This window comes from Bacillota bacterium (genome assembly GCA_018333655.1).
GTDB lineage: Bacteria > Bacillota > UBA994 > UBA994 > UBA994 > BS524.
Map to the genome: position 1 here is coordinate 12,575 of JAGXTJ010000021.1, position 26,550 is coordinate 39,124.

At 51.9% G+C, this 26,550-nt stretch carries 29 protein-coding genes and 1 pseudogene; 11 read left to right on the plus strand and 19 right to left on the minus strand.

The window, feature by feature from the left end:
• Nucleotides 1-43: 43 nt before the first annotated feature.
• From KGZ92_03935 to KGZ92_03960, 6 genes are all read right to left on the minus strand, one after another.
• Nucleotides 44-1,006, minus strand: coding sequence for an ATP-grasp domain-containing protein (locus KGZ92_03935; protein ID MBS3888438.1), 963 nt, complete (start codon nt 1,004-1,006; stop codon nt 44-46).
• Nucleotides 1,007-1,044: 38 nt separating this feature from the next.
• A complete protein-coding gene (locus KGZ92_03940; GenBank protein MBS3888439.1) occupies nt 1,045-2,616 on the minus strand; it encodes a methionine synthase in 1,572 nt (523 codons plus the stop codon).
• Complete coding sequence (locus KGZ92_03945; GenBank protein ID MBS3888440.1) at nt 2,609-3,700, minus strand: NAD/NADP octopine/nopaline dehydrogenase family protein; 1,092 nt, start codon at nt 3,698-3,700, stop codon at nt 2,609-2,611. Before KGZ92_03945 ends, KGZ92_03940 begins: the two co-directional genes overlap by 8 nt.
• Nucleotides 3,701-3,952: 252 nt before the next feature.
• Nucleotides 3,953-4,843 (minus strand): hypothetical protein, encoded by an 891-nt coding sequence (locus KGZ92_03950; GenBank protein ID MBS3888441.1) that lies wholly within the window; start codon nt 4,841-4,843, stop codon nt 3,953-3,955.
• The gene (locus KGZ92_03955) at nt 4,836-5,354 is read right to left on the minus strand and encodes a PspC domain-containing protein (protein MBS3888442.1); all 519 of its coding nucleotides are present in this window, start codon (nt 5,352-5,354) and stop codon (nt 4,836-4,838) included. Before KGZ92_03955 ends, KGZ92_03950 begins: the two co-directional genes overlap by 8 nt.
• A 200-nt stretch (nt 5,355-5,554) precedes the next feature.
• A complete protein-coding gene (locus KGZ92_03960) occupies nt 5,555-6,616 on the minus strand; it encodes a DUF697 domain-containing protein (protein ID MBS3888443.1) in 1,062 nt (353 codons plus the stop codon).
• 273 nt (nt 6,617-6,889) lie between these two features.
• Between KGZ92_03960 and KGZ92_03965 the strand changes: the two genes are divergently transcribed.
• The 4 genes from KGZ92_03965 (at nt 6,890) to KGZ92_03980 (ending at nt 10,307) form a co-directional block, all read left to right on the plus strand.
• On the plus strand, nt 6,890-7,921 hold the full coding sequence (locus KGZ92_03965; protein ID MBS3888444.1) for a hypothetical protein: 1,032 nt from the start codon (nt 6,890-6,892) through the stop codon (nt 7,919-7,921).
• Nucleotides 7,902-9,200 (plus strand): MBL fold metallo-hydrolase, encoded by a 1,299-nt coding sequence (locus KGZ92_03970; protein ID MBS3888445.1) that lies wholly within the window; start codon nt 7,902-7,904, stop codon nt 9,198-9,200. Before KGZ92_03965 ends, KGZ92_03970 begins: the two co-directional genes overlap by 20 nt.
• Nucleotides 9,201-9,380: 180 nt before the next feature.
• Nucleotides 9,381-9,839 carry a DIP1984 family protein gene (locus KGZ92_03975; GenBank protein ID MBS3888446.1) on the plus strand — a complete coding sequence of 153 codons (459 nt, stop codon included), beginning with the start codon at nt 9,381-9,383 and terminating at the stop codon, nt 9,837-9,839.
• Between the two features lie 273 nt (nt 9,840-10,112).
• Nucleotides 10,113-10,307 carry a hypothetical protein gene (locus tag KGZ92_03980; protein MBS3888447.1) on the plus strand — a complete coding sequence of 65 codons (195 nt, stop codon included), beginning with the start codon at nt 10,113-10,115 and terminating at the stop codon, nt 10,305-10,307.
• A gap of 411 nt (nt 10,308-10,718) precedes the next feature.
• Here KGZ92_03980 and KGZ92_03985 read toward each other — a convergent pair whose 3' ends face one another.
• The gene (locus KGZ92_03985; GenBank protein MBS3888448.1) at nt 10,719-11,582 is read right to left on the minus strand and encodes an NmrA family NAD(P)-binding protein; all 864 of its coding nucleotides are present in this window, start codon (nt 11,580-11,582) and stop codon (nt 10,719-10,721) included.
• 1 nt (nt 11,583) lies between these two features.
• Nucleotides 11,584-12,027: a MarR family transcriptional regulator gene (locus KGZ92_03990; protein MBS3888449.1), complete on the minus strand. Its 444-nt coding sequence runs from the start codon at nt 12,025-12,027 to the stop codon at nt 11,584-11,586.
• A 121-nt stretch (nt 12,028-12,148) separates the two neighbouring features.
• Between KGZ92_03990 and KGZ92_03995 the strand changes: the two genes are divergently transcribed.
• Nucleotides 12,149-12,856 carry an FAD-dependent oxidoreductase gene (locus KGZ92_03995; GenBank protein ID MBS3888450.1) on the plus strand — a complete coding sequence of 236 codons (708 nt, stop codon included), beginning with the start codon at nt 12,149-12,151 and terminating at the stop codon, nt 12,854-12,856.
• A gap of 100 nt (nt 12,857-12,956) precedes the next feature.
• On the opposite strand, the pseudogene KGZ92_04000 reads toward KGZ92_03995, so the two are convergent.
• From KGZ92_04000 to KGZ92_04010, 3 genes and pseudogenes are all read right to left on the minus strand, one after another.
• Nucleotides 12,957-13,259: pseudogene (locus KGZ92_04000) on the minus strand (redoxin domain-containing protein).
• Between the two features lie 6 nt (nt 13,260-13,265).
• The gene (locus tag KGZ92_04005; GenBank protein ID MBS3888451.1) at nt 13,266-13,397 is read right to left on the minus strand and encodes a redoxin domain-containing protein; all 132 of its coding nucleotides are present in this window, start codon (nt 13,395-13,397) and stop codon (nt 13,266-13,268) included.
• 77 nt (nt 13,398-13,474) lie between these two features.
• Nucleotides 13,475-13,906: a DNA lyase gene (locus tag KGZ92_04010; protein ID MBS3888452.1), complete on the minus strand. Its 432-nt coding sequence runs from the start codon at nt 13,904-13,906 to the stop codon at nt 13,475-13,477.
• Between the two features lie 138 nt (nt 13,907-14,044).
• Here KGZ92_04010 and KGZ92_04015 point away from each other — a divergent pair, with 138 nt between their 5' ends.
• The 6 genes from KGZ92_04015 to KGZ92_04040 are packed head-to-tail and all read left to right on the plus strand — an operon-like array spanning nt 14,045 to nt 19,467.
• Complete coding sequence (locus tag KGZ92_04015) at nt 14,045-15,811, plus strand: DegV family EDD domain-containing protein (protein ID MBS3888453.1); 1,767 nt, start codon at nt 14,045-14,047, stop codon at nt 15,809-15,811.
• On the plus strand, nt 15,808-16,569 hold the full coding sequence (locus KGZ92_04020) for a DUF1295 domain-containing protein (protein ID MBS3888454.1): 762 nt from the start codon (nt 15,808-15,810) through the stop codon (nt 16,567-16,569). Before KGZ92_04015 ends, KGZ92_04020 begins: the two co-directional genes overlap by 4 nt.
• A gap of 4 nt (nt 16,570-16,573) precedes the next feature.
• Nucleotides 16,574-16,987: a DUF2177 family protein gene (locus KGZ92_04025; protein MBS3888455.1), complete on the plus strand. Its 414-nt coding sequence runs from the start codon at nt 16,574-16,576 to the stop codon at nt 16,985-16,987.
• Entirely contained in the window at nt 16,984-17,637 is a 654-nt protein-coding gene (locus KGZ92_04030) for a cobalamin-dependent protein (protein MBS3888456.1), read from the plus strand. The genes KGZ92_04025 and KGZ92_04030 overlap by 4 nt, the downstream gene beginning before the upstream one ends.
• Nucleotides 17,637-18,788, plus strand: coding sequence for an ABC transporter permease (locus KGZ92_04035; GenBank protein MBS3888457.1), 1,152 nt, complete (start codon nt 17,637-17,639; stop codon nt 18,786-18,788). Before KGZ92_04030 ends, KGZ92_04035 begins: the two co-directional genes overlap by 1 nt.
• Nucleotides 18,781-19,467 (plus strand): ABC transporter ATP-binding protein, encoded by a 687-nt coding sequence (locus tag KGZ92_04040; protein ID MBS3888458.1) that lies wholly within the window; start codon nt 18,781-18,783, stop codon nt 19,465-19,467. The genes KGZ92_04035 and KGZ92_04040 overlap by 8 nt, the downstream gene beginning before the upstream one ends.
• 283 nt (nt 19,468-19,750) lie before the next feature.
• Here KGZ92_04040 and KGZ92_04045 read toward each other — a convergent pair whose 3' ends face one another.
• From KGZ92_04045 to KGZ92_04080, 8 genes are all read right to left on the minus strand, one after another.
• Nucleotides 19,751-20,269 carry a hypothetical protein gene (locus KGZ92_04045; GenBank protein MBS3888459.1) on the minus strand — a complete coding sequence of 173 codons (519 nt, stop codon included), beginning with the start codon at nt 20,267-20,269 and terminating at the stop codon, nt 19,751-19,753.
• On the minus strand, nt 20,266-22,140 hold the full coding sequence (locus tag KGZ92_04050; GenBank protein MBS3888460.1) for a hypothetical protein: 1,875 nt from the start codon (nt 22,138-22,140) through the stop codon (nt 20,266-20,268). The genes KGZ92_04045 and KGZ92_04050 overlap by 4 nt, the downstream gene beginning before the upstream one ends.
• 63 nt (nt 22,141-22,203) lie before the next feature.
• Nucleotides 22,204-22,725 (minus strand): hypothetical protein, encoded by a 522-nt coding sequence (locus KGZ92_04055; protein MBS3888461.1) that lies wholly within the window; start codon nt 22,723-22,725, stop codon nt 22,204-22,206.
• A gap of 93 nt (nt 22,726-22,818) precedes the next feature.
• Nucleotides 22,819-23,166: a hypothetical protein gene (locus KGZ92_04060; protein ID MBS3888462.1), complete on the minus strand. Its 348-nt coding sequence runs from the start codon at nt 23,164-23,166 to the stop codon at nt 22,819-22,821.
• Between the two features lie 412 nt (nt 23,167-23,578).
• Complete coding sequence (locus KGZ92_04065) at nt 23,579-24,589, minus strand: hypothetical protein (protein ID MBS3888463.1); 1,011 nt, start codon at nt 24,587-24,589, stop codon at nt 23,579-23,581.
• A gap of 512 nt (nt 24,590-25,101) precedes the next feature.
• Nucleotides 25,102-25,389 (minus strand): hypothetical protein, encoded by a 288-nt coding sequence (locus tag KGZ92_04070; protein MBS3888464.1) that lies wholly within the window; start codon nt 25,387-25,389, stop codon nt 25,102-25,104.
• Nucleotides 25,380-25,586 (minus strand): hypothetical protein, encoded by a 207-nt coding sequence (locus KGZ92_04075; GenBank protein ID MBS3888465.1) that lies wholly within the window; start codon nt 25,584-25,586, stop codon nt 25,380-25,382. Before KGZ92_04075 ends, KGZ92_04070 begins: the two co-directional genes overlap by 10 nt.
• Before the next feature lie 93 nt (nt 25,587-25,679).
• Nucleotides 25,680-26,348, minus strand: a complete 669-nt coding sequence (locus KGZ92_04080; GenBank protein ID MBS3888466.1) for a hypothetical protein — start codon at nt 26,346-26,348, stop codon at nt 25,680-25,682.
• Between the last annotated feature and the right edge of the window lie 202 nt (nt 26,349-26,550).

Below are 26,550 nucleotides of genomic sequence, written 5' to 3' on the forward strand. Positions count from 1 at the left end.
TAAAATGTGCAGCCTCTTTTCACGCTCTAAAGTTGACGTTAAACTAGGCTCGCCGCAAGGCGCAATGCAAGAGGTGGTCGATAAGTCCGACGTAAGATAGCCCTGCTGCGCGAGCTGCCTTGGGGTAGTCGCTGTAGCTCGGGTCTAGACCAGGCAAGGTGTTGACATCAATGACATAGGGAAGCCCTGCGGTAGTTACACGAAGATCAATGCGCGCATAGTCGCGACATCCTAGGGCCTGGAAGGATCCTAGCACAACCTCTTCCATGCGCCGGTATAGTTGAGGTTCGAGATCGACCGGACACTTTGTAACTACCGCGTCCTGAGATTTCACGTGGTGATCATAAAAACCATCTCTGGTCGCAAACATAATCTCAATGGGCGGTAAAATCCTTGTTCGCTCGCCCCCTAAAACCCCCACCGTGAATTCACGTCCGACAACAAACTCTTCTACTAAGGCCGGTTGTCGAAACGACGTAACTACTGTTCGTACCATCTCGGCAGCGTCTGCCGCTGAATTAGCAACACTTTTGGCAGAAATGCCAATGCTAGACCCTTCATGTTCTGGTTTCACAATCACTGGGTACTTTAAGGTGCTGGGAAGCGGAGCATGTTCGCTATCGGCGACGGCAAAGTGTGGTGTGGGGATATTATGATGCCCGAGCACCATCTTGGTGAGAGGCTTGTAAAGGGCCAGTACATGGGCGCAGTGGCCGCTTCCAGTAAAGGGAATACGGGCTAGCTCCAGCATCGCTGCTACTTGGGGCTGACTGGACTTGTCGTGAATGCCAGTACAATTGTTAAAAATAACATCTGGCCTGATCTCACCTAGCTGGCGCAACATGTCAATGTCGCCCGGCACCAGGTGTACCTCATAGCCAAGCTCAGCAATTGCGTCCTTTAGGGCTTCCGTCGTTACATTCATTTGTAGAGTTCCGTGCGGATTCGCAACACTGCCTTGTTTGTCGACTTCAACCGTGTATGCCAACGCAACGCGCAAGGGCATTATGGAGACACCTCATTTCTGGTTTATGGAGTGTACACTTACTCTACCGCCACACAGGCCCCATCGATAATCCTCGTTTTAACGGCACCCTGGGCAAATCGATTGCCTTTGAGATGCGGTGCGTCTAAGTACCCTACTTGAATTGCCTTTGCGATTACTGCTGGGTCGGTCAAAGCATCCTCTCCTTGGCCAAGCCGCGCTATCGACTGTAGCAAGTCGGTGGCTTTTTCTTTTAGTGACTGTCGTCTCGCCGCTACCTGGGGGTCGTGCGAGGCGTCTGGTGCGAGGTGTAGCCTGCTGCGTATCACCCCATGCACAATCTGGCAACTCTCTATTACAACCTCAGGCGAGGCGGCGAATTGCGCCTCGGAATAACCCACGACATGGATGATATGCGGCTCTAGATTGAGCGCTAAAGCCATGGAAGAGGCAAGCTGACCCTTGGCCATATGCATATTAGTGGACAAGCTCATTAGGCCCGTGCGCACCTGGCGCAGAGTGGTAAATTTATCGTCATGCAGTGATTCGATGAGGTCGCGCTTGGCCAGCATTTTGGCCAAATCATTGCTGTAGGAGGTACCTAGAGGCGTGTTAAACATATACTGCGCCACATAATCTCTTACCCCTTGCTTCTTGGCATTTAGCGCCGCTAGGTAGGCTGCGGCTACGGCGACTACATCGGGCGCCTCACGCAGACTCCAGTGATGCGCTTCGTTCACCTCAACAGGTATGCCGCGTTCGCCATGCCAAGCCATTACCGCTAGGTTCTCCGGGATGGACTGCGTAGGCGGTCGGTCTGACCTTCCGTCTAAGACATTGTACCAACAGAGCGGAACGGCGGCCCAAGCATTGTTAATCGTCTCCCTGCTCATTTCGGCCCACTGCAGTAAGTCGCGCGTGCCCGAATAGCAGCGCATCAGTGGGTAGTTACCCGTGCGGGAAGCGGCATAAAGGGCGGCTAAGTCTGCGGGCGTACGTACGGGCACACCACCCGCACCGTGCTGCAGCGGGTCCATCTCCTGTGGCCTAAAAAAGGCAAATTGCGCATTTTGGTCAGGACCGAGCGATATGATGTCTAGCACCTTGGCCTCTGCAATCGTGCGCACGCCGTCGATAGTATCCTGCAGGCTCGGCAGACCAAAGTGATGCCGAATGAGGGGGTAGGGGGCAAGGCTCTTTACCCTCTCTACTAAAGTCTGCGGTGGAGTGGCCGTCTGTCGCCCACCTTTCTCGCCCCGCAAGTAGGCGACTACCTCCGCTGGCCCATCCTCACCACTAAAAACCCGCGCGAACAGCGTCGTCTCTTCGGCGATCTTAGCTACGGGTGGTGTTCCTCCGAAAACTAGCTCGATGTCGTTTAGGCCTGCGGCCGCCAAAGCTGTGCCGAGCTCGTTAAGCAAAGAGCGGGCTGCCTCGGGGGACAAACGATAACTTAAGGCCAAAATGTCAGGTCGCTCTCTACAGGCGGCGGCCACTATATCCGTAATGCCCACTGCTGGGCCCATAAAATCTGTCTGGTAGCCAAGATTCTCTGCCAGTCGCAGGTACGATATTACACCCGCCACATGCACACAGCTACCTATAGCAGCGCCAAGAATTCTCTTAGGCATCTACCCTGCCCTCCAGTACCAGCTTACGTATTTGCTTGACCGACAGCCCTGAGAGCCCCATGGTCTCGACTGTTCGGCCATCAGCCCAGTAGTCGGCGTCATGGATGACGCTCGCCATGTGGATCATGTTGTCGATAATGGGGGTGGGAACATCGAATTGATGCCCTAGGGACGCGATGGGCACTAGGCTCATGGGGACGTCTTCGGTGATGTAACGCATAAGCGTTGTAGGCGGTGCCTTAATACCCTTGTACCCGACATTGGCCTGCATTGCTTCGTACAAGGTTCTACCGGCGGCATCGTAGGCAATGTAGAGCCACTCTCGCGCACTCATAGCCCTGATGCCGAGAGCTGCGGCTACGGCAATCCTCTCATTGTCCATGGCCTCGAGCACCCTTGCCACGGACGGGGTAGCCCCATCCATGTAAAACTCGAACTCACCATGGGTGGCTTCGATGCGGCCGGCGTTTAGCACAGTGAGTCCGGGGTGAAAGATGGCCCCTATATTATCTAGGCTGGTCTTTAACACATTGTCGCCGGGAACAAACTGGGGATAGATAATATTAAGCTTCTTGATGATCTCAGGGGTTCGGTAGCTAGGGATGGCCGCCACAGGGATGACATTTTTAACCCCAAACACCTGCACTTTGGCCGGGTTGAGCATGCGGCAAGCGTAGATGAGGGTAGAGGCTTCAGACACGATGACGTCAGCTGTGCACCCGTGTTGGCGTATGATGTTAAAGAACTCAAGTGCGCCTCCAGTACGACCGGGATGCAAGACCACTACTTGCCCATCCCTAAGGTGTGGCGCACACACTTCGGCCATGGAGGCGTGCCCGTTTGCTGGAACCACCACCATTATGAGCTCGACATCACGAATAGCTAACTCAATGTCTGTTGTCACGACAGCGAGCTTACCGACACCCTCTATCTGACCAGTAAGTTCAATGCAGCCAGCCAGCTGAACGGGTGCGATTCTCTCACTACTACGATTGTACAGCGATACCTCGCATCCCATCATCCCAAGATGTCCGGCCATGGTCTGCCCACCATGACCTGCCCCAAGAACGGCTACGCGAGGCAGATTTTGCTTAGAATGCCTGGCGCGAAACCGCGATAGACGCCTGTTCCCTCCTTGGTAAAACACGAGAACACCCCCTTAGTTTTCACTTTTTATAATATTCGCCTTGGATTGCAAACAACCCTCTTATTTATCGCCTAGAAGCTTCAGCAATTGCCTAGCAATCTACGGCTACCCCCGTGCGCGCCTGCTATTTGGGCCGAACCAGCAAAAGAGCCCTTGGCTACAGCCACAGGCCCTTTAGTGTCTAAGCAACTATTCGATGCGCAGCCTGCCCACCGCTAAGTCTACCGAAACTAGTATGCGTCTGGCGGACTGGTCATATTCCCGCGAGACAAAGAACTCACCTTGCCGCTCAAACCGACGCTCGTCAACAACAACCATGGCCGCCTCGCTATCTATGCGTATGCGGGCGGCAACATTTTCGGGGATAACAAGTTTGACATCGGCTGCGTTAGCTTCGACTGCGATGGCAAGCTGCTGTAGCTGGTCGGGCAGGTGCAGGGTGGCCTGACCGGCATCTAGTCGCAGCTTCACCTCAGTAAGGTTAAGCCCCCGCAAATCAAGGTCGGCCGCGGCAGCACTGACCAGAATCTCGAGCGCAAACGCCTGCTTAGGGTTTAATTCCGTGACAACCTGAGAGCCTAGCTGGCCTAGATTACTGCGGTGCAGTCCCTGGGATAGATGAGAGAGGCCTATCACTTCATTCTGTGCACCCCAAGCGCCTATAGTCTGGTGCAGAGGAAGACCGCGCGAGCGAGTTTTGGCCAAGTAGGGCATGGCAGGGTCTCCGGCCCGCAAATAAAAGCTACTAGCCGCAATGTTGGCATTAAGAACCACATGGGGAACCTCGCGCGGCAGGCTCGCCCCTATGGGTATGGGTACAGTCGTGGTCACCCAGGGGCCACTCACCCCCTGCTCTGTGGGAAAGAAGACCAGGTAGCCCACACCTAGCAAGACAAGGGCCAGAAGTAGTGCCCCCATTGACGTCGATCTGCGCGGCAGAAAAATAGCCTTTAACCCGATAAACACTAGCAGCAGCGGCCACCAGGGCAGGATTAGACGAAAGACATCACCCGGCAAAATACCAAGGTTTCGTAGTAGCCACAAGAGACCGATAGCAATAAGTACGAGGCCGCTACTCACGGCGCTTGCTCCGCTCTGACAGTACTAACACTAGCCCGAGCACTACAAGGCCTACCGGCACTATGAAGCCCAAATGCGGCCTAAAAGCCAAGGAAATATTCCAATTGAGCCGCTCCATTAGGCCTAAATTGCGCGCGAGTAGCCAGAGGCCCCCGACAATGAGGGCTATACCCACCCAAGGCGAGTGCCGTGCATGGCTAGGCTTGGCGCTTTCGCGCGCCAAGTTTTCCACTTTCTCCTCAACGCGGGCCGCAACTTCTTCCACAGTGTGCTCAATATCCTTGATGGCCTCGCCAAAATTATCTCTTGCAGGCTGTTGACCACGTGTTTCGCTCGCGGGCAAGAGCACAGCGAGAACAAGGTAGATAAACACGCCTATGCCGTCAAATAGTACTAATATGATGGCCACGAGGCGCGCCACCGTCGGGTCAACATTGAAGTACTCTGCCATTCCTCCGCATACACCAAACAACCTGCGGTCGCTACGGCTACGCGTTAGTCTTCTCTGCATCTTTACCCCTCCTTTGTGATGACCACATGTACTACTACGTGGGTGTGGCAGGCAAGTTTCATGAGCTAGCGAATGGCGCTAGGGTATGGATTGAAGCGCGCCTTGTTTCAGGCGTTATGAGCGTTAAGTTGAAATTATTATAGAAATTCTATATTTTTATCGACTTAAGTGTCAGAGCATGCTTTTTGTTGTAGGCCGCGCTACCCCTTCGGCCAAAATATCCCGCCCCCTAGCCGGTTTCGCATCATCTTTACGGCGTCGCTAACGCCCCGGGCGATTTGCTCCCCTACCTTGCGGCCACTTGTGGCGGTTTGCTTGGACTTTTGCACGACTTTATGGTAATTGGCTTTGGCGACCTTGGCCGTGGACCTTTTTGCCACGCGTATGATGCTACGGATTGCCGTGCCGAGCGATTCTGTTAGCACAGCGCTTAGTAAAGCTGTGGACTGTACGAGGGCGGTTTTTCTGAGCTCGTGGCTACTTGGTTTTTGCAGGGCAGCTAAGTAGCCTTTAGTGATGACACCCACTCGTAAGGTCAAAAAGGCATTGGCAGCGCCTTGCAATAGCGAATTAAAGACGAGCGTGCCCGCGCCGCTGGCCACTACGGCGATGCTTGACCCTAGCACTGAAGTTAGCAGCGGTTCTAGCTGATGCTCAATGAGGTCGATATTCTCGATCTCGCTGGCCACGACGACTGTCGCACCCACGTTAAGATATAGTTTAAGAATGTCACGCCAGTGCGGGCGCGTGTTGTAGATGTTGGCTAATTGCCAAATGAGCCGCACCTGCGCCATGAGTACCAGGAGGCCGTCGAGCCCGCCGTACTGAGATACAGATGTCGCTACGAATACCTGTGCCGCTGTACCCTTGATGCGCTTAGTCGCCAACTGATCAAGAACTAGCAGCGCTGCTTCGATGCTGCGCATATCGGTGGGATTTACTGGCATATTCTTGGTGTGCGGGTTGGCACACAGGCGCTGACAAAGCTGTCGCAAGAATCTGGGGTACTCTGGGTTAAGCTGACTAGTCGGGGGCGTAAGAGGCGGCGACATGATGATTAACATGACTAAGGGGCACAAAATTACGGCCAGGTAGATTGCCAGCAATGCGTACAAAACTACAGTACCTAGTAACGGCGAGAGGGCCGTAGCCAAGGCGACAACTTGGTAAGTCTGGTTGACAACAAAAATTACTACTACTAAGCCCGTCACTAAACCTAAGAGCCACAACAGAAGTTTTAACTGCCTAAAGATGGCCTCCACCCCCTTGGATTGCTCCCCGTCGCGACTGTCCCTCAACTGGTTTATTCACCATTTTTTGCAGGATTCCTCCTTGGCCGCATACAGCGGTAGCGGGCCACTAGTAGAACCATTGCCTACACGTCTCGCTATGCACGCCGCAAGTTACAGTGGCATTACAAAACATACCAGAACCACATGAGGGCAAGAGCAACCTATATACTTGGCTAAAATACGGCAAATGTGGAACTGCGGCTGCTCAGAACCAAATCGATTATTAGGAGGCGAATAGTGCATATGCTTAATCTTAGCGACGCAAACAACGCTGTAATCGAAAAGGACGAGATAATCCGCCGACTTAAAAAATACAGTGCTGCCTCAAGGGTGAGCCTTCCCGGAGATATGGCATGTTCCATCAAGGATAAGGTTTTGCGGGTAAACATTCAGCACCCAACCCAGAGAATGCAGGACGACAGCGTCGCTTTCGAAGGATGGGTACTAATATTAAAGCACTGGCTTGCTAAAGAGATCGATTCTGTTGTACTCGATTTCGAAGCACGAGAGGACTTGGTTCAAAAATACGGCTACGCTGAAGCTTGTCACTATAACCGCTTTCTGTACAGAGTATACAATATGACGAGGCTTTTCCCTGGTTGGTTCTTGGTCGACCAAAGCAAAAGCGGTGTCATATTCAACTTTATGCATTGGTTGCGAGCAAATGAGATGACCCTGAACAAGTCACGACAAGAAAGAACAGACCAAAGCGGCACGCCACTATGGGAGCGACAAACCGAGGCGTGGTTTGTAAACCATGAAGGCAAATCGCTTCTCGCTAAACACTGGAATATCGACGAGAGCAAGTTGTTTAATCAGCTGCCAACCGGCGTCTTTATCGATAAAATTGCGGCAAGCAATGCCGTGTTTCCGCGCGGAGCCAGCGCTATCGATATGTGGGGCATCGGCAAGGACGGTCAGACATTGCATCTTATCGAGCTCAAGCGTGGAGACAATCAGGCCCTTGGAGTTATCGGCGCAACGCTCTTTTACACCGCGCTAATGTACGACACCTGTGTGGCCAAGGAGTCTATCTTCTCCTTCGACAAATCTGGTCACGTGGCAGACACAAGCGATATTACAGCAATCAATAATAATGGCAGTAAATTCGGCAAGATTGCCACGCATATTCTTGCGGAAAAATACCATCCCTTATTTTCGGACGCTGTCGCGGCACTGATACGTGAAGGGTTGAAGAACATGGGGGGCGAGTTCTATAAAGCAACCTACAACTTCGATAAAAGGTCTATTGTAGATGCAGGTAACAATCCATAGAGGAACGCATGAAATCGGCGGAACTTTCGTCGAACTCAGGTCGGGTAAAAATAGGCTTCTCCTTGACGCTGGGTATCCGCTAAGCCTGGGGGGAAGGCCGCTTCCTGATCAACTAGCCTTATATTCAGACGAAAAGGTGCTCGAGAGCGGTATGCTGCCGAGGATTAAGGGGCTGTATAGATGGGATGAACCGGCGTTTGATGCGGTTATTATTTCTCATGCCCATATCGACCACTATGGCTTGCTGCATTATGTCAATTTTGCCATTCCTGTATATTTGTCCAGAGGCACTCGAAAACTTATTGAGGTATCAGCTCTTTTCCGGGCGGAAAGATATTGTGCGGCGAAAGCTTATGAATTTGACATGTACAAACCGTTTCAAATTGGCGGCTTCAGAATCATGCCCTTCTTGATGGATCACTCAGCCTTTGACGCAGCGGCATTTGAGATATCCAGCAAAGAGAAAACGATTCTTTATACCGGCGACTTTCGAGGACATGGCCGAAAGGGCCACTGCCTTGAAAGATTTATTAGCAAAGCTAAGAAATGTGCTGACGCACTCTTAATCGAAGGAACGCTGCTTGGACGGCAGGATGATATGGTGATTACTGAGCAGGAGATCGAAGCCCTGCTTGTAAAGAAGATGGATAAATTAATAGGGCCGTTGTTGTTCCAAACGTCAAGCCAGAATATTGATCGCATAGTCAGCTTTTATCGTGCCGCCTCGCGACTTGGTAGGATATTCGTTGTAGACCTGTATACCGCCAACGTCTTATATGCGCTTAAGCTGCTTGGTGATAATCAGGTGCCCTATCCGTCCGAAGACTACCCAAACATCAAGGTATTCTACCCTTATCGGCTTACGCTAATGACATATAATAAAATCGGCAAAGAATATGCTAAGCGGTTTTCCCCTTATCATATCTCGAGAACTAAGTTGAACCGGGAACAGAACAATATTGTTATGGCCGTTCGCCCTTCAATGCGCATCGATATCGAAAGATCTGGGCTCAAAGACGGGCTGTTCGTTTATTCGCTATGGACTGGATACCGTAGCAGTGCCTATCAACAAGGGTTTGAAGAGTATTTAACAAGGGCAGGCTTTTCGTCAGAAATCCTGCACACTAGCGGGCACGCCACCGTGTCTGACATTCGCCGAGTGATTGCTGGCCTGGAGCCTAAGCAAATAATACCTATCCACACAATGTCACCGGACTCGTTTGTTGGCCTATCGGATCGTATTTCTCTAAAGGAAGATGGAGTAAGCTTCGACATATAGGGAGTAAACGTCAAAGTGTTTTAGTGATTGTTATAGACAGAGACAAGTGGAACCATTGCCTACACGTCTCGCTATGCACGCCGCAAGTTACAGTGGCATTACAAAACATACCAGAACCACATGAGGGCAAGAGCAACGTATATACTTGATTAAAATACGGCAAATGAGGAGGCGATCAACGTGAAGCTAGCTGAAGCCTTAATCATGCGAGCAGACCAGCAACGCAGGCTGTCGAGCCTGCGCGAGCGACTAGTGCGCGTGGCCAAAGCCCAAGAAGGCGAAAAGGCCCTCGAAGACCCTGCCGAGCTGCTACTAGAGGTGAACCGCGTCCTGCTGCACCTCACAAACCTAATGCAGCGCATCAATAGGACTAATTCATCAATCTTGATCGATGAGCATCGGACGCTTAGCGATGCACTAGCCGAACGAGACGCCCTAGGGATGAAGCGCAGCGTTCTTAACGCCCTCGTCGATGCTGCCGCTATCACGCACGACAGGTTTAGCAAGTCTGAGATAAAGTACTTCGCAACAGTAGATGTGCAGGTACTGCAAAAAGAGATTGACGGCCTTGCGCAAGCGCATCGCGAGTTAGACACAAAAATACAAACGCTTAACTGGACCACAGACCTAGCTGAATAAATCGGTTGGTAACTATGGCGACAGGGGCGAGCACGAACGACACGTCGTATACGTGCTTTTGTCGGTGTTTGGGCGGCATCTATTGTATTGTTACGCCCCGCACTGTAACAAACGCATAGTAAAACAAGTAATTGTAACTACCATGTGCTGACCTAGCGCTTTAGTGAGGGTGGGTAAGGGGAAATTAAGAACCGATTATTTGGCGCAGCAGCCCTCCTTGACGGGGGGCTGTCTTAGTGCGCAGCAACATCAACCTTAAAAGAGGGATTGGTTATGTCTGAAACAGGGAAATGCCCCGTCACTGGAGCCCGATCAAGCAAAGCTCCTGGCCGAGGCAGAACGAACAAGGAATGGTGGCCTGCTGACTATGGACACTACGGACCATTGTTGATCCGCATGGCTTGGCACAGTGCGGGCACTTACCGCGTGGGTGAGGCCTCAGGGACCAGCGAGGTTCGCCCCGCTTAGCAGTTGGCCTAACGTGGACTAAGGGCATGAATGCAGATCGCTTTGATCTTCAACCCTAGGCGATAGCACCTAGACAACGGGTCCCCCTTCCAAGTCGTAGCGCGCGGAAGGGGGGCTTTGCTTTTACATGTTAAGCGAGTCTTGTCTTCCTCTCTTTTCCACGCCTCTGTGACCTCTGTGGTTGATATTGTCTCCTATCCCTGTAGCACGGGGAAGGCACGTTTTTTACCACAGAGCACATAACTGGATGTTAGAGATTGGATATTAGAGGTTAGAAAGGGGAAGGCACGTTTTTTACCACAGAGGTCACAGAGAAGTATGGTTGAAATCGTATCCTATTGATGCCATGGTGTAGAGCTACCTACCTCGTTAGGCGTTGCTGAGAATGCAGGTTGCCTCTCTGTGTTTGTACTACACCCAGTGTTCTCTGTGGTCGGCCACGAACTGCTTTACGGTAATCGGGGCGCGCCCCAGCAACAGATTAGTGTCGGGAGTGACGACCTTGGCCACGCCAAACTTCGCCGTGAGAAATATCCCTGTCAAGACGTTAATGTAGGTGGGGTCTATTTTCATCGCCGTCAGCTTGCGCCGAAAAGCAAGCACGCCTGGGTTCGCAAAGGTAATCTTACGCCCCAACTCGGCAGACATTAAGTCGGCGACCTCAAAATAACTTAAGGCTTCGCCGCCCGTGAGATCATAGGCGCGATTAATATGCTCATTACCAGATAGGGCCAGCGCCCCAATGGCGGCGATGTCACGAGTGTCAATAAAACTGGTTTTGCCGTGCCCAGAGGGGCAGAACAAGATATTTTCCTTGACAATAAACTCTTTAAAGAAGCCAATTAAGTTCTGCATGAAGAAACTTGGTCGCAGGAAGGTATAGTTGGCCTTGCGCCGCAGGATATGTTTTTCGATCTTATGATGTGGCACGATGGGGTTTTTCGCTACGCCGAGAAGCGACAAGAAGACAAAATGATCAACCCCTATTTTCATGGCCTCGTCAACGGAAGGGTTGATGTTATTGGCTACATCGGCAATCGCGGGTGGTCGCATAAGGAACATCCGCTGCACACCTTGAAAAGCCTTGCTCCAGGTCTCGCGCACATTAAAATCAAAAACAGCTAGTTCAATATCTGCCCCAAAAATCTCCCTCGCTTGGGGGAGCTCGTCCGCAAGTACAGCCCCTCTAACCTCTTGCTGGCGCCGCAATAGCTCAAAGGCTACCGCCTGCCCTACATTTCCTGTAACCCCGGTGACAAGTGTTACTTTGGACATGTCAACCCTCCTTGTTTTCTTTATCCATTGAGCTGAGATTGCGGTAAATGCGCTCTAGCAGCGCTTCGGTTAAACACACCTCCTCCTCACTAAACCCCCGATAGAAGCCCTCTTGCATTTCTCCTAAAACTTGCTCGTAATGCGCCCGTAACTCCGCCTGATTATCCGCCGCAAAGACCATGGTTTTGCGTTTATCGACAGTTGAAGGTACTTTGTGAACAAGACCAGCCTCCGCTAAGCGATCGAGCATTAGCGACAAAGTAGAAAGGTCGAGGGATAGCGCCACGGCCAGTTGCTGAATCGAAACACCCCCGCACTGCCACAAAAAAAACAAGATTCGCCCTTGCGCGTGGTGGATTTTGAGACCCCTTTGCCTAAACTTGTGCGAAATTATACGTCCCGACAGTTGATGAATTTTAGCTACGATAAAGCCACCCTTGCGCATTTTTTAACCTCCATGTATTATATAACCATAATAGTTTTATATAAAACTATTGTCAAGCTTTGCTCCGAGATTCGCCGTATTGAGGGCGGTGTAGGGCAGTTGATATAAGGGAGGACTACAAATGATTAACTTAGGCGACATTCTGCCCATTTTTAAGAAACGGCGACTGACACTGCTTTATAAAAAGCACGAGGCCGGCGACATTTACAGCTTCGTTTTCAAGCTCGAAGGGCGGGCAGACTGGAAGGCAGGCCAGCACGGTGCCTTATTCATCGAGCACGAGAAGATCGCGCGCTCTTTTCGTCCCTTTAGTTTGGCGTCCGCTCCGAGTGAAGACGTGATGATTTCTACGCGCATCACAGACAATCCGAGCGCGTTTAAAAAGGCCCTTTCGACTATGCAGCCCGGACAGCAGGCCGCCATGCGAGGACCTATTGGGTCATTTTATATTAAGGACAGAAAGCCCGTTTTATTTATCGCGGGTGGAATTGGCATCACTCCGTTTCGATCACTAATCGCAGAAAGCGTACAGAACCCTAGTGCTGCCCCCGCCCACATCCGCTTATTGTACATCGACGACCGCGCGCATTTCGCCTATGAGGATGAGCTACGGCGTTTTAACGCGACTAACAGTGTCGAGGTTTCGCTCCTCACAAGCCGCGAGGAGCTCAAAGCAAGCATAGCTCTGTACACAAGTTCGCACAGCAATAACGCGCGCTACTACGTGTCGGGCTCGCGGGGCATGGTCAAGTCTATGCAGTCGCTGCTTAAAGACCATGGGATTGTGTCACGCAACACGGTAACCGACACGTTTTTCGGCGTGCACTAGCTCCAGAGCACAGCACCGCTGTTGCACGGTTCTTTATAAGAAAGTGGCCACCTGCATGCGTTTCTAGCAGGTGGCTTTATACATGGTGCGCGACCTCGTATTATTCCTTGGTATTCTGGGCCAGCCCTTTAATGACCTCGAGCAGAGCGGGTGAGCCGTTCTGGCGATAAAGTATGGTGCCGTCTTGGGCAATGACGAATACTGTTCGTTGAATCCCTATTATAGGTATGCGCACGCGGTAGAGAGCGCATACCTCCTTTGTGGCATCAGTAAGGAGTGCGAAAGGTAGACTCAGTTTTTCGGCATAACTGCGATGCGAAACCAGGGAGTCTGCACTGATAGCCGCAACCTGAAAACCTGCTGCTTGAAGCTCTGTGTAGGCGTCACGCGCCTTTGTAAGCTGGTTAGTTCAGCCAGGGGTGTTATCCTTGGGGTAGAAGATTAGTACCAACGGGCCCTTGGCTAAGGCTGCAGCGAGGTCAAACTCGCCATGAGTCCCTGGCAAGGTGAAATTTGGCGCTTTTTCTCCGATGTTTGGCATGATGCCACCTCCTAAATTTATCCCTACCAAAGGTTTTCGTTCTCTGCCTCGCTAATCCCTGCTAGGGCGCTGTTGTTTCAGGTAACCTTTTCCCAATCAGCAACCCCTCCCTGCGCGAGGACGAATATGGGATGATGGCAGGGCAGCACTACGTCTTGTAGCGATTGCAATCTGCTGGGATCACGCAAGCGGAGCTTCTCACGCAAATGGCTCCATTCGTAATTTAATTGCCCGAGAGTTAAAGTAATTGTTACCTTCTCCGTCCCCCAGTACAGCTTACTGGGGTCGAAATTATAACCACGCTTGTGCGCTTCTCGCCAGACATGCTGCAAGTAGTAATCAATAGCCCCCACAGGATGATGGTGCTGCAAAAAGCGATGCAGCTGGGGGTGGTTTTTATAACCCTGCGTCGCGCCTTTCAGTACGGCTTGCGCTAACAAAGCTTCGCGCCACAGGGCCACAAGTCCTTTCGCATCCAAATATTGCGGGTGCAGGCTCCAAATTCTCATGCTAAATCATCCCTGCCCAATATACTTTTGCCTAATACCAATATATATTATTTCTTAGTAATAATCAAAAACTACTCTTGTCTAATTACTAAATTGATTGTATTCTTTTGCTAAGTGAGAAAGGAGGGCTTCTCTCCCATGTTTGACGGGCACAAAATTTATGACCTAGTCATCACAGGCGCAACAAACCTTATCCGCCATGAAATTATCCTTAATAGAATCAATGTTTTTCCTGTCGCGGATGGTGATACCGGTACGAACCTCGCCCTAACGATGAGAGGCATTGTTGTTTCAGCACAAAGAAGTGATAGCGCACACAAGACGATTACCTCGATAGCAAAAGCGGCTCTAGAGAGCTCGCTCGGCAATTCAGGGCTTATCTTCGCCAACTACTTTAACGGTTTAGCCGCAGGAATAGGCGAGCTGGAGTGTGTAGCCTACGAAAAATTTACGGCGGCCCTGCAACGCGCGGCCCGCTACGCGCGCGAGTCAGTAGCGGCACCGCAAGAGGGCACCATTTTAACCGTCATGCAAGACTGGGCCAACTCCCTTGAACGCCAGGGCGAAGGGGAAGTGACCCCCGCCTTGACCGCCTCGCTGGAAAGCCTAAAATCTGCCGTAGAGAAGACTAGATTCACGCTCGCAATTCTGCGCAAACATGGCGTTCCGGACGCCGGAGCGAAGGGCTTTTACTTCTTCGTTGAGGGTATCGTAGATTTTTTGCGCCACGGGCACGAGTCGCAACTCACCTCTCGCGCCATTGACTTGGTTGAAATCCCCGAGATACACCCCGTCACTGACATCGGACCGTACCGCTTTTGCTCGCAGTTTCTCTTGCGTACGACCCACGACAAGCCCTATTTTGAAAACTTGTTGCAGGGACTTGGCGATTCGGTAGTGGTGGTCGCACGAGAGCAACAGGCGCAAATCCATGTTCACACCGACAATCCCGCCGCCATAATGGCCTTGATGGTAAACGCTGGCGAGGTAGTTTCACATAAAATTGACGACATGCAGCTGCAAGCCAATCTCAAATTTAAACATAGAGGCCGACTAGCCATCGTGACAGACTCTATCGCCGACTTGCCTGAAGAGGTGGTACGCCGCGAAGATGTTGTTGTCCTGCCGCTAAATTTAACTGTGGACGGCACAGCGTACCTCGATAAAGTCACCATGCGCCCTGAAATTTTCTACCCCCTGCTCGACACCCTGCGCATGAACCCAACCTCAGCACAAGCTAGCGCGGCGGCGATTATGCGACTCTTGGCCGATGTGCTACAAAGCACCGATGAAGTCATTGGCATCTTTGTCTCGTCTCGCATGAGCGGCATTTTCGACCGCGTGCGCAAGGTAGTGGCCGAAATGGACACTACGGGCAAGCGGATCGCCATAATTGACTCCAAACTAAACTCAGCTGCAGAGGGGCTGTTGGTGGCAAAGACCATTGACTGGCGGGCGCAAGGCCTTACCTTTGACCAGATAGTGTCTAACATAAATAAGGCCATCGATCGAGCCCGCATTTTTGTCAGTGTTAAAACTCTGAAGTATATGTTGCGCGGTGGGCGTGTGCCGAAAATCCAAAGCTTCTTCCTCTCCAAGTTAAATCTTAAGCCCGTTATCTCGATCGACGCGACGGGAAAAGGCATGATTTACAAGAAGTCGTTCTCCACGCGCAGTGCCCAATCGAGCATCCTGCGGCAAGTGGCCAGTGACATGAAAAACGGCGGCATTGACTCCTATGCCTTGGTCTATGCTGACGACCCTGCCGGCCTCGACGATTTCGCCCAACAGTGCGAAAAAATTATTGGCAAACTGCCGCGCTACACTGCGCCCATATCCCCTATTGTCGGACTAAATGCGGGCCGTGGCGCTATCGCCATTGCTTACTTGAGAGGTGGAGCGTGAACGCTGTGCACATTGTCCTTTTAACATGGCTGCTTTTTTCGCTACTGTATGTCCTAGCCGTGGCCATTAAGAACGCTTCCATCGTGGACATCGCCTGGGGGCTGTCTTTTATGATCATCGCGGTCAGTCAACAATTGAGCCACGGACACCTTAGCGGCACCGTACTCACAGTGATGGTGCTTGTCTGGGGGGCACGGCTATCCTGGCATATAGGCCGACGCAACATCGGGAAGCCGGAAGATTTTAGATACGCAAACTGGCGACGCGAATGGGGACAGAGCTACTTGCTGCGCAGCTACCTGCAAATCTTTATGCTCCAAGGTTTTATGATGCTCACCATATCTCTTGCCCATCTTACAGGCATGACGAGCTCCGCAGAGCCCTTCTCCCTGCTAGCTATTATAGGCCTCTGCGTGTACGCAGCCGGAATAAGCCTTGAGGCGGAAGCCGATGCCTCGCTAAAAAAGCACCTGGCTAACCCACAAAATAGGGGCAAGCTGCTCCGTAGCGGAGTATGGCAGTACTCCCGCCATCCTAACTACTTTGGTGAAGCCTTGCTTTGGTGGGGCATCTACCTGGTGGCATTAGCCTATGGCGCGCCGTGGTGGACAATTATATCCCCACTGACCATCATGGTGCTAGTCCGATATGTGTCTGGCGTCCCCATGCTGGAGAAGGGCATGGAAAAATACGCTGACTTTGCTGATTACTGCGCGACTACGAGTATTTTTATCCCTTGGTTCCCAAACAGGAGGTGAAATAATGACAACTATTCTTTTACGTCTGCTGGTGGTTATAGTTGTGTTTCTGGCTATCGATCTCGTCTGGCTCGGCATTATCGCGCGCGACCTTTACGCCAGATACATCGGGCATTTAATGGCTGCGCAAGTTAACTGGGTGGCTGCGCTTACTTTCTATGCCCTCTTTGTTGTCGGCTTGTACGTTTTCGTGATCGATCCCGCGCTCGCCAAGCAATCCCTGCAACACGCTTTTTTTTACGGCGCCCTTTTCGGCCTTATCACCTACGCCACTTACGATCTCACCAATCTCGCCACCCTGCGCGATTGGCCTGTTATGCTCACCATTATCGACTTGATTTGGGGAACACTATTGTCAGCCGCGGTAAGCGCTGTGAGCTACTTAATAATTAGCAGATTCTTGGTGTCTGCAGTATGAACACCGGTGAAATTGCGCGCGCATACGCTACTGCTTTAGCCAACTTAGACAAAGAAGAATGCACTGCCGTCGCGCTAGCCGCAGTGCAAAGCGGAGAGCTAGATATCGTTACTTTTTATGAGGACGTTATCTTGCCGGCCATGGCCGGACTGAGCGACGTGGAAGTCGATGCTAGGCACCAAATTTGGCGCGAGCATGTTATGTCAGCGATAGTCCGCTCGACCATAGAGCTAAGCTATCTTACCGTGCTGCAGGAGCAAGAGCGGCAGGGCCCACCGAAGCGAGGGTTCGCCGTAGTCTATGTCCCAGAGGGCGAACAGCATGATCTCGGTGCTCGTATCGTCGCTGATTACTGCACCCTAGCCGGCTTTAACGCGCTCTTTCTCGGCGCAAACACCCCGAGCGAAGAACTGATCCACCTCGTCGACCACCTGCCCTTATCACTAGTCGTGATCAGCGTCACTAATGTTTACAACCTGCGCGGCGCCTATGCCGCGGTCTCCCTTGTTAAGCAGAAGCACCCCCAGATGCCCATTGTTTTGGGAGGAATGGCCTTCCTCAAAAATGCGGAGCAGTTCGCGGCTTTTGCTGACGTGCAGATCGTGGCCGACGGTCGCACACTTATGGCCACCTTAGGAGGAATAAACTAATGCGCCTGGCATTCGCAATCGCCTATAGATTTTTGGCTAGTAGCAAGGGCCAGACTATACTTATTGCCGCGGGTATCGCTGTCGGGGTTTCTGTACAAATCTTTATTGGACTCCTGATCCAAGGCCTCCAAGGGGGCCTTATTGACCGCACGGTAGGTAACTCGCCCCATATTACCATCACCGCCGCCGCGGTCGGCGAGCTCTTGAGCGTACCCACCGACTTGGCCACTTCTTTGACTGACCATGAACAGCTGCAATTCATAGGCCAGGTAGCCGATGGCCCCGCCTTTGCGATTAGCGGCACAAGTAGCGAACCGGTCTTGCTGAGGGGCGCGGGGGGAGATACCGTTAGCATCTACAGCTTGCGCGAGCGCCTCATCGCAGGCAGTATGCACCAAAATGACGGCGAGCTAACAATGGGAGCTGGTTTGGCCGATTCGCTCGGGCTAGCGAGTGGTGATTTCGTCGAAATCGTCACGCAAAGAGGTGCACGCCAAAGGTTTCGCATCACCGGTGTCTTCGACTTACAAGTCGCAGCCTTAAACAATGCCTGGGCTTTCACCACCTTGGCCTCCAGCCAAGCACTCTTCGATTATGGCGACAAGCTTACAGCCTTAGAAATTCAAGTATTCGATGTCTTTGCGGCCGAGGACATTGCCACAGAACTTAGTGCGCGCACAAACGGCGCCTATACCTTCATCAGTTGGCAAGCAGCTAACGAGGCACTACTGAGCGGCTTGCGCGGTCAAAGCATCTCTAGCCTGATGATCCAAATTTTTGTGCTGGTCTCAGTTGTGCTAGGCATCGCCTCCGTTCTCGCGATAACGGTCCTGCAAAAATCTAAACAGATCGGCATTCTAAAAGCCATGGGCATAAGTGATCGGGTAGCCCGCGAGATCTTTCTCTATCAAGGGCTACTACTAGGAACGCTGGGGGCGACCTTAGGGGTAGCGCTTGGCGCTGGCCTGCTCTTTGCTTTTACTTATTTCACGCAAAATCCCGACGGGACACAGCTGATTGCTATTTCCTTTGACGTGATGTTTATCGTTTTTTCAGCGGGTGCAGCCATTGTCTCCTCCGTGCTCGCCTCGTTAATCCCGGCGCGTCAATCTGCACGTCTGACCCCCATGGAGGTGATCCGCAATGGCTAATGCCCTGCTCCTCGAACGCATCACCAAGTCCTATGGTACCAAGATCAAAACTCAAGTTTTGCATGGGGTCGACTTAGCCATCGAGAGCGGCACCATTAACAGCATCATTGGGCAGTCCGGTAGCGGCAAGAGTACCCTGCTCAACATCATCGGCACCTTAGACCGGCCCACCTCAGGGAGCATCACCATCGATGGCCGCGCTACAACAACCATGAGCACCAATCAATTAGCGCAGCTGCGCAATGAAATTCTCGGTTTTGTTTTTCAATTTCACTACCTGCTCCCTGAATTTACGGCGCTCGAAAACATACTCATGCCGGCACGTATCATGCACAAGGTCGTAACCCCGGCGATGGTAGCGCGAGCCTCTGAGCTTGCGGACCTTGTCGGCCTAGAAAAAGTAAAGAACAACCTCTCGACCAATATGTCTGGGGGACAACAACAGCGCACGGCCATTGCGCGCGCGCTGATGAACAACCCTAAAATTTTACTGGCAGATGAGCCTACCGGCAACCTAGACTCAGACTCTGCCGAGAAGACTTACCAGCTACTGCGCTCCATCAACAAGCAATTCGGCACAACTATAGTCATCATCACGCACGATCAAAACGTGGCACAGAAAGCTGACCGTATCATCGAAGTGCGCGACGGCAGAATCGTTCTCGACGTGCAGAAATAGTTTCGGGCAGGATACGATTTCAACCACAGAGGCACAGAGGCGTGGAAAAGAGAGGAACATGGAACGAGGGTAACTGCTAAAATTCATTCTTTCTTTCTCTGTGACCTCTGTGATCTCTGTGGTAAAAAACGCCCCCTCTCCCGTCCAACTTCCACCCTCTTACCTCTAACCTCTAGTTACAGCCTCTGTGGTAAAAAACGCGCCTTCCATATCCTGCCTCTTATTTCTTGCTTCTTGCCTCTTGTATTCTTCGGGTGATACAATGCAGAACCGTTTGTCGTCATTATCGCTTAAAGTGCTCCCGCGCCTTGGCCAGCAATCTTTGCTCGCGGTCTGATGTCTGGTGCGGAAAGTTACGGATTGCGCGATGGTATGCCACAGGGAAAATATCTTTTATGCTCTCCCAGTATAGACTCCCCGACAAAGGTACTCTGTGCCCCACAACTCTGTCCCCCAAAGGTCCCCTCTCGACAGTGAATTTTATCGGCATACTTGCTGCGGTAGCTATACTTAAGTCCGGCTGCACTTCAGCAACCAAGCACCAAGCGAAGACGTAGCTCTTCCCTTGATCAACATCTCTGCTGCCAAAGATATCGACCGCAGCAAAGACACTCCCTACCACCCGTGTGCCCAGCAACTCGCGACTAGCATACTCCTCAATGCGCGATTGCATTTGCAGAGGGAATGCGTCTCGTTGACATCCTAGCAGCGTGATGGCCAAGGCCACTAATAAACAGGCAAGCAAATACCAAGTTATCGTTGTTCGTAAGAATAACCTAACTCCTGTGTCCTGCCTAGTCACTCCCTCACCACCTTGCCTACGCTTAGCACGTAGAAGCGATTTTCTTCAGTTGAAACCAAGTGTCCGAGGTGATCGAACACGAGGTAGCGCATGGTAATGCGTACCGGCGCAGCGAAAAAGTCGCGCCCTAATGCATGCCAGTACAGCGCTTGGTAGGGAAAGTCAAACAACACCAAGGGGGAACTGCCCGCGACAGAAATACTGCCGCCCTGCCCTTGCACGGTATAACCTAGCCCGGAGCCATACGAGTGAGCGAGGGTGGCTGTGGCGATCTCTCGCGCCCTTTCCCCCATGCGGTCATGCACGACCATAAAAGTAGCGAGACTGGCCAGTAGATGCAGACCTAGGGTAACGAGCAGGGCGCCGACGAAAGTTAGGCGTCTTTTGCGTAGGCGGGTAAGTATATGCAGGCGTGGGGAGAATCGCTTTTCGGCGACACCGAATAACTTAGTGATACCGAGTGTCATCAGTACGATTACCGCCGCGACAAGCGCATTGAAGAGCGAAATCCCGGCCATTGTACCTGGGATTTGCCTGCGGGACTCGGGCACAAGGGCGAAAGCGCTGACATCTATCTCCTCGAGCGAGGGCAGAGCAAGCACCCGCGCCAAAAATCGCCCCTCGTCGCTCGCCAGCAGGGCGAGATGGCTGTCTTTAGGATGATTGTCCACTGCGGCATAGAAAGCTCCGTATCGGTCTCGCAGCTGTTGCTCTAGTGGCGTTAACGTGGCTTCTCTGCCGGCAGCTAGCTCTTTGGCTACGGCCGCAAATTCCTGAACCGTCTTAACAATCGCGGGGTGACGCCTCGCGACAAAATCGCTCCATGTCTCCCCCGGTAGTTGTGGCTTGGCCATAAACTCTAACCCAGTAATTCGCTCAAGCGTGCTCGGTTCCCTGCTACGCCAAACTAAGGCGAGCGGCTCTTCCATACCATAACCAAAGAGCGAGAAGAACAGCGCGTCACCCCTGTTGTTTACGGCGAATCGAGCAACACTGATGAGCTCAAACTGCTCCGGAATGATGTCGACAAAGGGCAGTCGCCAGGTTTGCTGTCGCCTGACATCCATGATTCTTAGCTCGTGGTTAGAGGCAGAAACGACATAGCGCGAATCGGGTGAAAAGGTAGGCGGCATAATGGATAAGTGGAGTGGGTCAAGCAAGGTGCGTCTATTGGTAGTGAAATTATAGAGTATGTAACTAAGGCGGCGGTTATGCCAAGCGCCGGTTAGTAGCAACCTGCCATCCGGGGACCACACTAGGTCGTTTGACGACCATTCTCCGGCGAGGCGCTCGATTTCAAATCTCATTCCGCGTTCCCGTAGCTCGCGGATACTTGCTGCCGTGAGTTCGAGGCGCGGGTTTTCTTGGGAAAGTTCGGGCAGCAAGAACACCATGGCCAAGAGGTCTTTGACGGTAATCGGCCACAGCGCAACTTCTACTAGGTAGACCGGGCCAAGATTGACACTACCGACAAGGCCTAGGTCTGCGGCAATACCTTGCGGGTCGAAGTCTAAGCGATAGCTGTTCTGCAGCGACAACACGGCGAAGCCGCCCTGCATCGGTTGCGCCAGTAGTCCTTGGTAAGCGTCATCGGAAATTGTAATCACTAAGGTGGCATGAGTTGACTGAAGCCGCCCGCCGTTGTGCAGGCGAGCAAAGACATTGTCTATGGCGTCCACATTTTGCGACAAGTCCGAGATTAGCCTCGCCATCGGCGAGGCATCTTCATGGTCTAGCGTAATGAAAGTCGTCTTTCGTTCGCTAACAAAGCCGGTGATGACCGAGACTGTGGCACTTGCGCGGTAGCTTGGCAACAAGATGCTGGTGAGTAGCAGCATAATGAGGCCGAACACTTTCACCTTAGCGTACATATTGCGACAGCCTCCTCGTCTAAGTTTGAGAACGGAGCTATCCACATTTTATGAAATAGATAGTTAATCTGCGCGAACAACCCTTACGAGGGCAGCTGTGTTATAGGCATCGGTTTCAGCGCGATGGATCCGGTAATTATCAATGACAATTGTCGCCTGGCCGGACTTTGCCGTTGTGCCAAAAGCACTCAGGGCTTTAGCTTGGTTGTTAAACTTAAACCATAAGGTACGGGTATCGTTTTTCATTCTGGGCAGCTTAGCAAGCGAATCATCGCCAACGTAAAAATTCACATAAAGCAGTGAGTCAGCATCTATAACAACCTGGTAGGTACCGCTCAAAGTTGCCTGACCCGAAAACTGAATAATCCCAGCCGATCCAAATGGTCCCGCAAGCTGGGTATCGTTAGAGACAATCTTCATGCCAACGATCACATCTCCGGCCCGTGCCGTAGTAGCGTCAAACACAGGGGCGCTGCCCTCGCGATCGGAGGTTGTCTGGCTCCACAAAGGAATAAGCGCATAGAGTGCATACCCTAGCAAGCAGAGCAGTAGAAATGTCAGTAAAAGTGCATGCGGCTTCTTCATAAATTTCACTCCTTCTTTAAATGTTGACGATGTACTTGCCCTTGCGGACTGCGATTGGGGTGGTCGCGTTAACGACAGTCAGCCCTAGGGACTCTATTGGCCAAAAAACGTGCGGACTGCATGGGCCACTAGACCAACGCCTAGGATCGCGAAGATAAGCCCTGTGAGCCGCAAGATGCCTATATGCAGCGCGCTCAATTCTACCTTCTTAAACATCCACCAGCGGCCAAGTAGCCATGCCCTTTCAGGTAATAGCAGCTGGAATACACCATACGTAGCGAAGAGTGCACCCAAAGCTAACGATTCCAACGGTCTAGGCCTGGCTCGGTGAGCGACATCGTCATGTGGCACAATCAACTCAAAGAGATTGAGGAGCTCGCGATCTTGCTCCGAGCTGTCGGAGTACACTATAATCCCCTTGGCGTCGACGATTTTGTGCATCTCTCTGCCGCTTGGCACAAATGCGTGGACAGTTAGTCTACCATCGCTCGCCCTGAAAGCATTGACAACGTACGCACTACCCTCAACCATAACACTGTGGGCAGAGGAATTGCCCATCCTGCGGAGGGAGATTGTCTTTGCGCCGTCCATAGACGAAAAGACATGCTTGTCGACCTCAGTCCGAGTCCAAAAGTATTCTACACCGCCGAAGCTGAAGGTTGTGTTTTGGGGAGCACTGCTACAGGCGGACATCAGCGGGACGATGCACAATAAAAGGAGTAGCAACCCGGTTGCGAACCGCCAAGGCATGAGACCACTCTCCAAACATTGAAATTCAATCCGCGAAGTATTCATCGACGCCTTTATCAATTCTAGAGTTGTGTCCGTAGTCCCTGCGCTCTTTGAGCATCCCCTAAGGCCGCAGGGAATGATGTGGAGCAGGCCTTCCCGGCAAAAACATAATTCTCAGGCCAGCATTACTTTCCCCGGAGTTGATGGCCCCCAGAAAGCCTGGGAAAAGCATCGGGTCCACAAGATCTACTCCCTCTCTCTGACGTAGCGCATTAACTTTGCCGGCCGGACCTTCGACTGTGACCGCATATATGCCCATGCTCTTTTGCCGACGCGAGCCGTAGCGCCTGTAGTGGTCCTCTGCATTCATCAAACTGGTTTCTTTGCTAGCGATTATCCGGAGGAAACCATCATGTCTGAGTCGTTCTGCAGCAGACAAGGCCATTATCTCGGGGTCTTGTGTTGAGAAAGCTTGTGCGCCATCAGTGATGCCTATGGGGTTTCCTGCTGGAATCTCACCTGCTCGCAATGCTGCAAGTTCAGCACGATGTCTACGTATGTCGTATCGTTCTATGTCAACGCTTCTTTCCCAGTGCAGCCGCAATTCGCTCCAATCTGAAAGCAAGAGTAGGTCTGGAATCCCTGTAGGGATGTCTGCGCGGTCAATGCTCTTTCTCATCAGCCCGCCGGAATTGGTTATGCCATGCTGTGGACCCAATTCTAAGCAAGGGAGGAAGGAGGCTGCTCCGACGATGTTCACTTCCAAGGGGTCAATAACTACCGCCATGTCTTCTGGTGCATACAACCTATCCAACAGAATTAAGGCTATAACGCGCCTGCTCGGATCTGATGCAGCAATTCGCGCTAGGAGATCTTCTCGGCGAACACGGTAGGAAGAGTGCACTTCTGGATGTCGTCGAATGTCAACGCCTAAGTAAGCCCTATTAAAAATGATCGGGATTGCCCTCTGATGCAAAAATGCACTCATTTTGGCGGCATATGCATCGACAGGTGCACCGGCAAAAGCTAGGCGCGCCATGGATCCCGCAAGGTCGGCAAACAGCAGGCCGAACAAGGCTGTCGCAATTAGTAGTACGCGCCACGGTTTGGTAAAAACTCTTTTCAATCGCACGCGGGTCACCCTCTCTGTTTATTTGTTTGCCGATAGCACAACCGCGACCTGCGACCTATAAGGTGAATTTACTGTAACGCTCACGCCCTGACCCCGAATTACTGTCGGACTTGGCAATTCGCGTGTCGCAGCACAACAATTACAGCCGCTTACTCAATGACACTACCTTAACATTGTGACAAGGTCATCGGCACTTTGCACATCACCACCATCCGCCGCCAATGCCTGCTTTTTTCACACAGAATCGCCGCTTGTTCTCACGGTTTAGGCGGGTCCCCCTGCCATAAAACTGGAGACGAACTAATCACACCTCCATTCCATCCAAGTTCTACATATCAAATAAATTGTAAACGATGGATGGAAGTATCACAAGGACATTATAGTAGCGCTTGCTACTGAAACCTGCCTATAAACAAACTACACACACGCTTAATAAGTAGTAAAGCCTGGCTAGAACATCAGCGACATCGAGGACGGGACCTTTTGGCGCTGCCCGTTACCTACTTTAGCTCTCATACATCCCGACGGTTGAAAGCGTGGACTGCAGCCATGCGCATGACAACTATGTACCCTGCGGTGTAGAGCAACATCCGGTAGCTGGGGGTAGAGTGGCTGCCAAAAGGGCCAAGGGCTTTAAAGATTTCGGCGGCGGCAGGGTCGGTAATCCTTGCATCACCCCCCACCATGAAGTGTAGTCCGGCACCATACAAGGTAAGGAAGGCCAAGGTGAGAAGCCCTGCGACCAAAACAACTCGCTTGCGCAAAGCCTCTTTAAACGTAAAGACGGCCATCAACCACATGTCTTTTCGCCCTCCTTTGCCAAGCCCACCAGTTCTAGTGCCGCTTGCGAGCTACGTTTGGCCGATCTATAGTCTAGTCCTGCTAAGCGAGCGTGAAAGTTGACGAGCTCGCTCCCTTTTAGCCAGCCGTGCAGGCGAAAGTTCTCGGGCAAGAAGGGCACGCCAATGAGCGCACTGCGCAGAGAGGCCAGATCCACAATAATATCGGTTCGCGTCTGACCGGCGAGCGTAGCGGACAGATTAAGCCTTGCGGAAGATGCTCAAAAACTGAGCGGCCAGCGTGCGCAAAGTTAACGCACTTTCAATCGAATTGGCACGCGGAGAACCTTGTGTTGGCCAATTATTGTGATGTAAGAGATGTTGAGCAAGGCCTCTTCAATAGGTGCAGCAAACTTGACCTTCATGATGACTTTCTCTGCCTGCCTCGGCCCCAACCTGTGTCCTGCAAAGCGCTCCCCCGCCACCCAAAGCTCAGATATGTGATACTCCCCAACTACGTCGAAGAGGAGGAGATCCAGTCTTACCGGCATAAAAGACTTGTTGCGCAACAGAAAGGAAACCTGATGTTGACCCTCACCATCATATGTTACATAGGCATCGGGAGAATAGATGCGGTTTGTGAACTGCAGGAAGGCGAAAGACACAAGCAGTATCATAATGAATAGAAGCTGTACTTTGGCAGGTAGAATCAGGCGCACGCCCCTTTGCTTCGTTCGGAACCCTAAGTACCATGAAAGGGGAAACGCCAGTAAAAGCAGAACCAACAACGCCCAGTACAGTATCACAAACATAACGAGCTGATCGACAAGAAAAAAATCCCAATGCTCGAAAAACCCCCAACGCACGCCATCATCAAAAATGATCTGGCTGTTAATATTGATCACGCCTTTGACGTAGTAATATCTCCACGCACGGTACCAATGCCTCTGAATGTTCCCATCTGACATAGCAGTAAACACGGTTGTCGCCGCCCATGTTCCTCCAATCCAAGCGAACAGCGGGCCCCAAGCCTGAAACGCCACGAAGAGAGGGATGCCCAAAATCGAGCAAACAAAGGCGAGGGTCTCACCTACCCCAGAGATGCGATTTTAATATGTTACTTCTCTCGACAACACTGACGCTACCTCTAGCAATGTGCCACTTGCACTGTAAGCGCGGGCG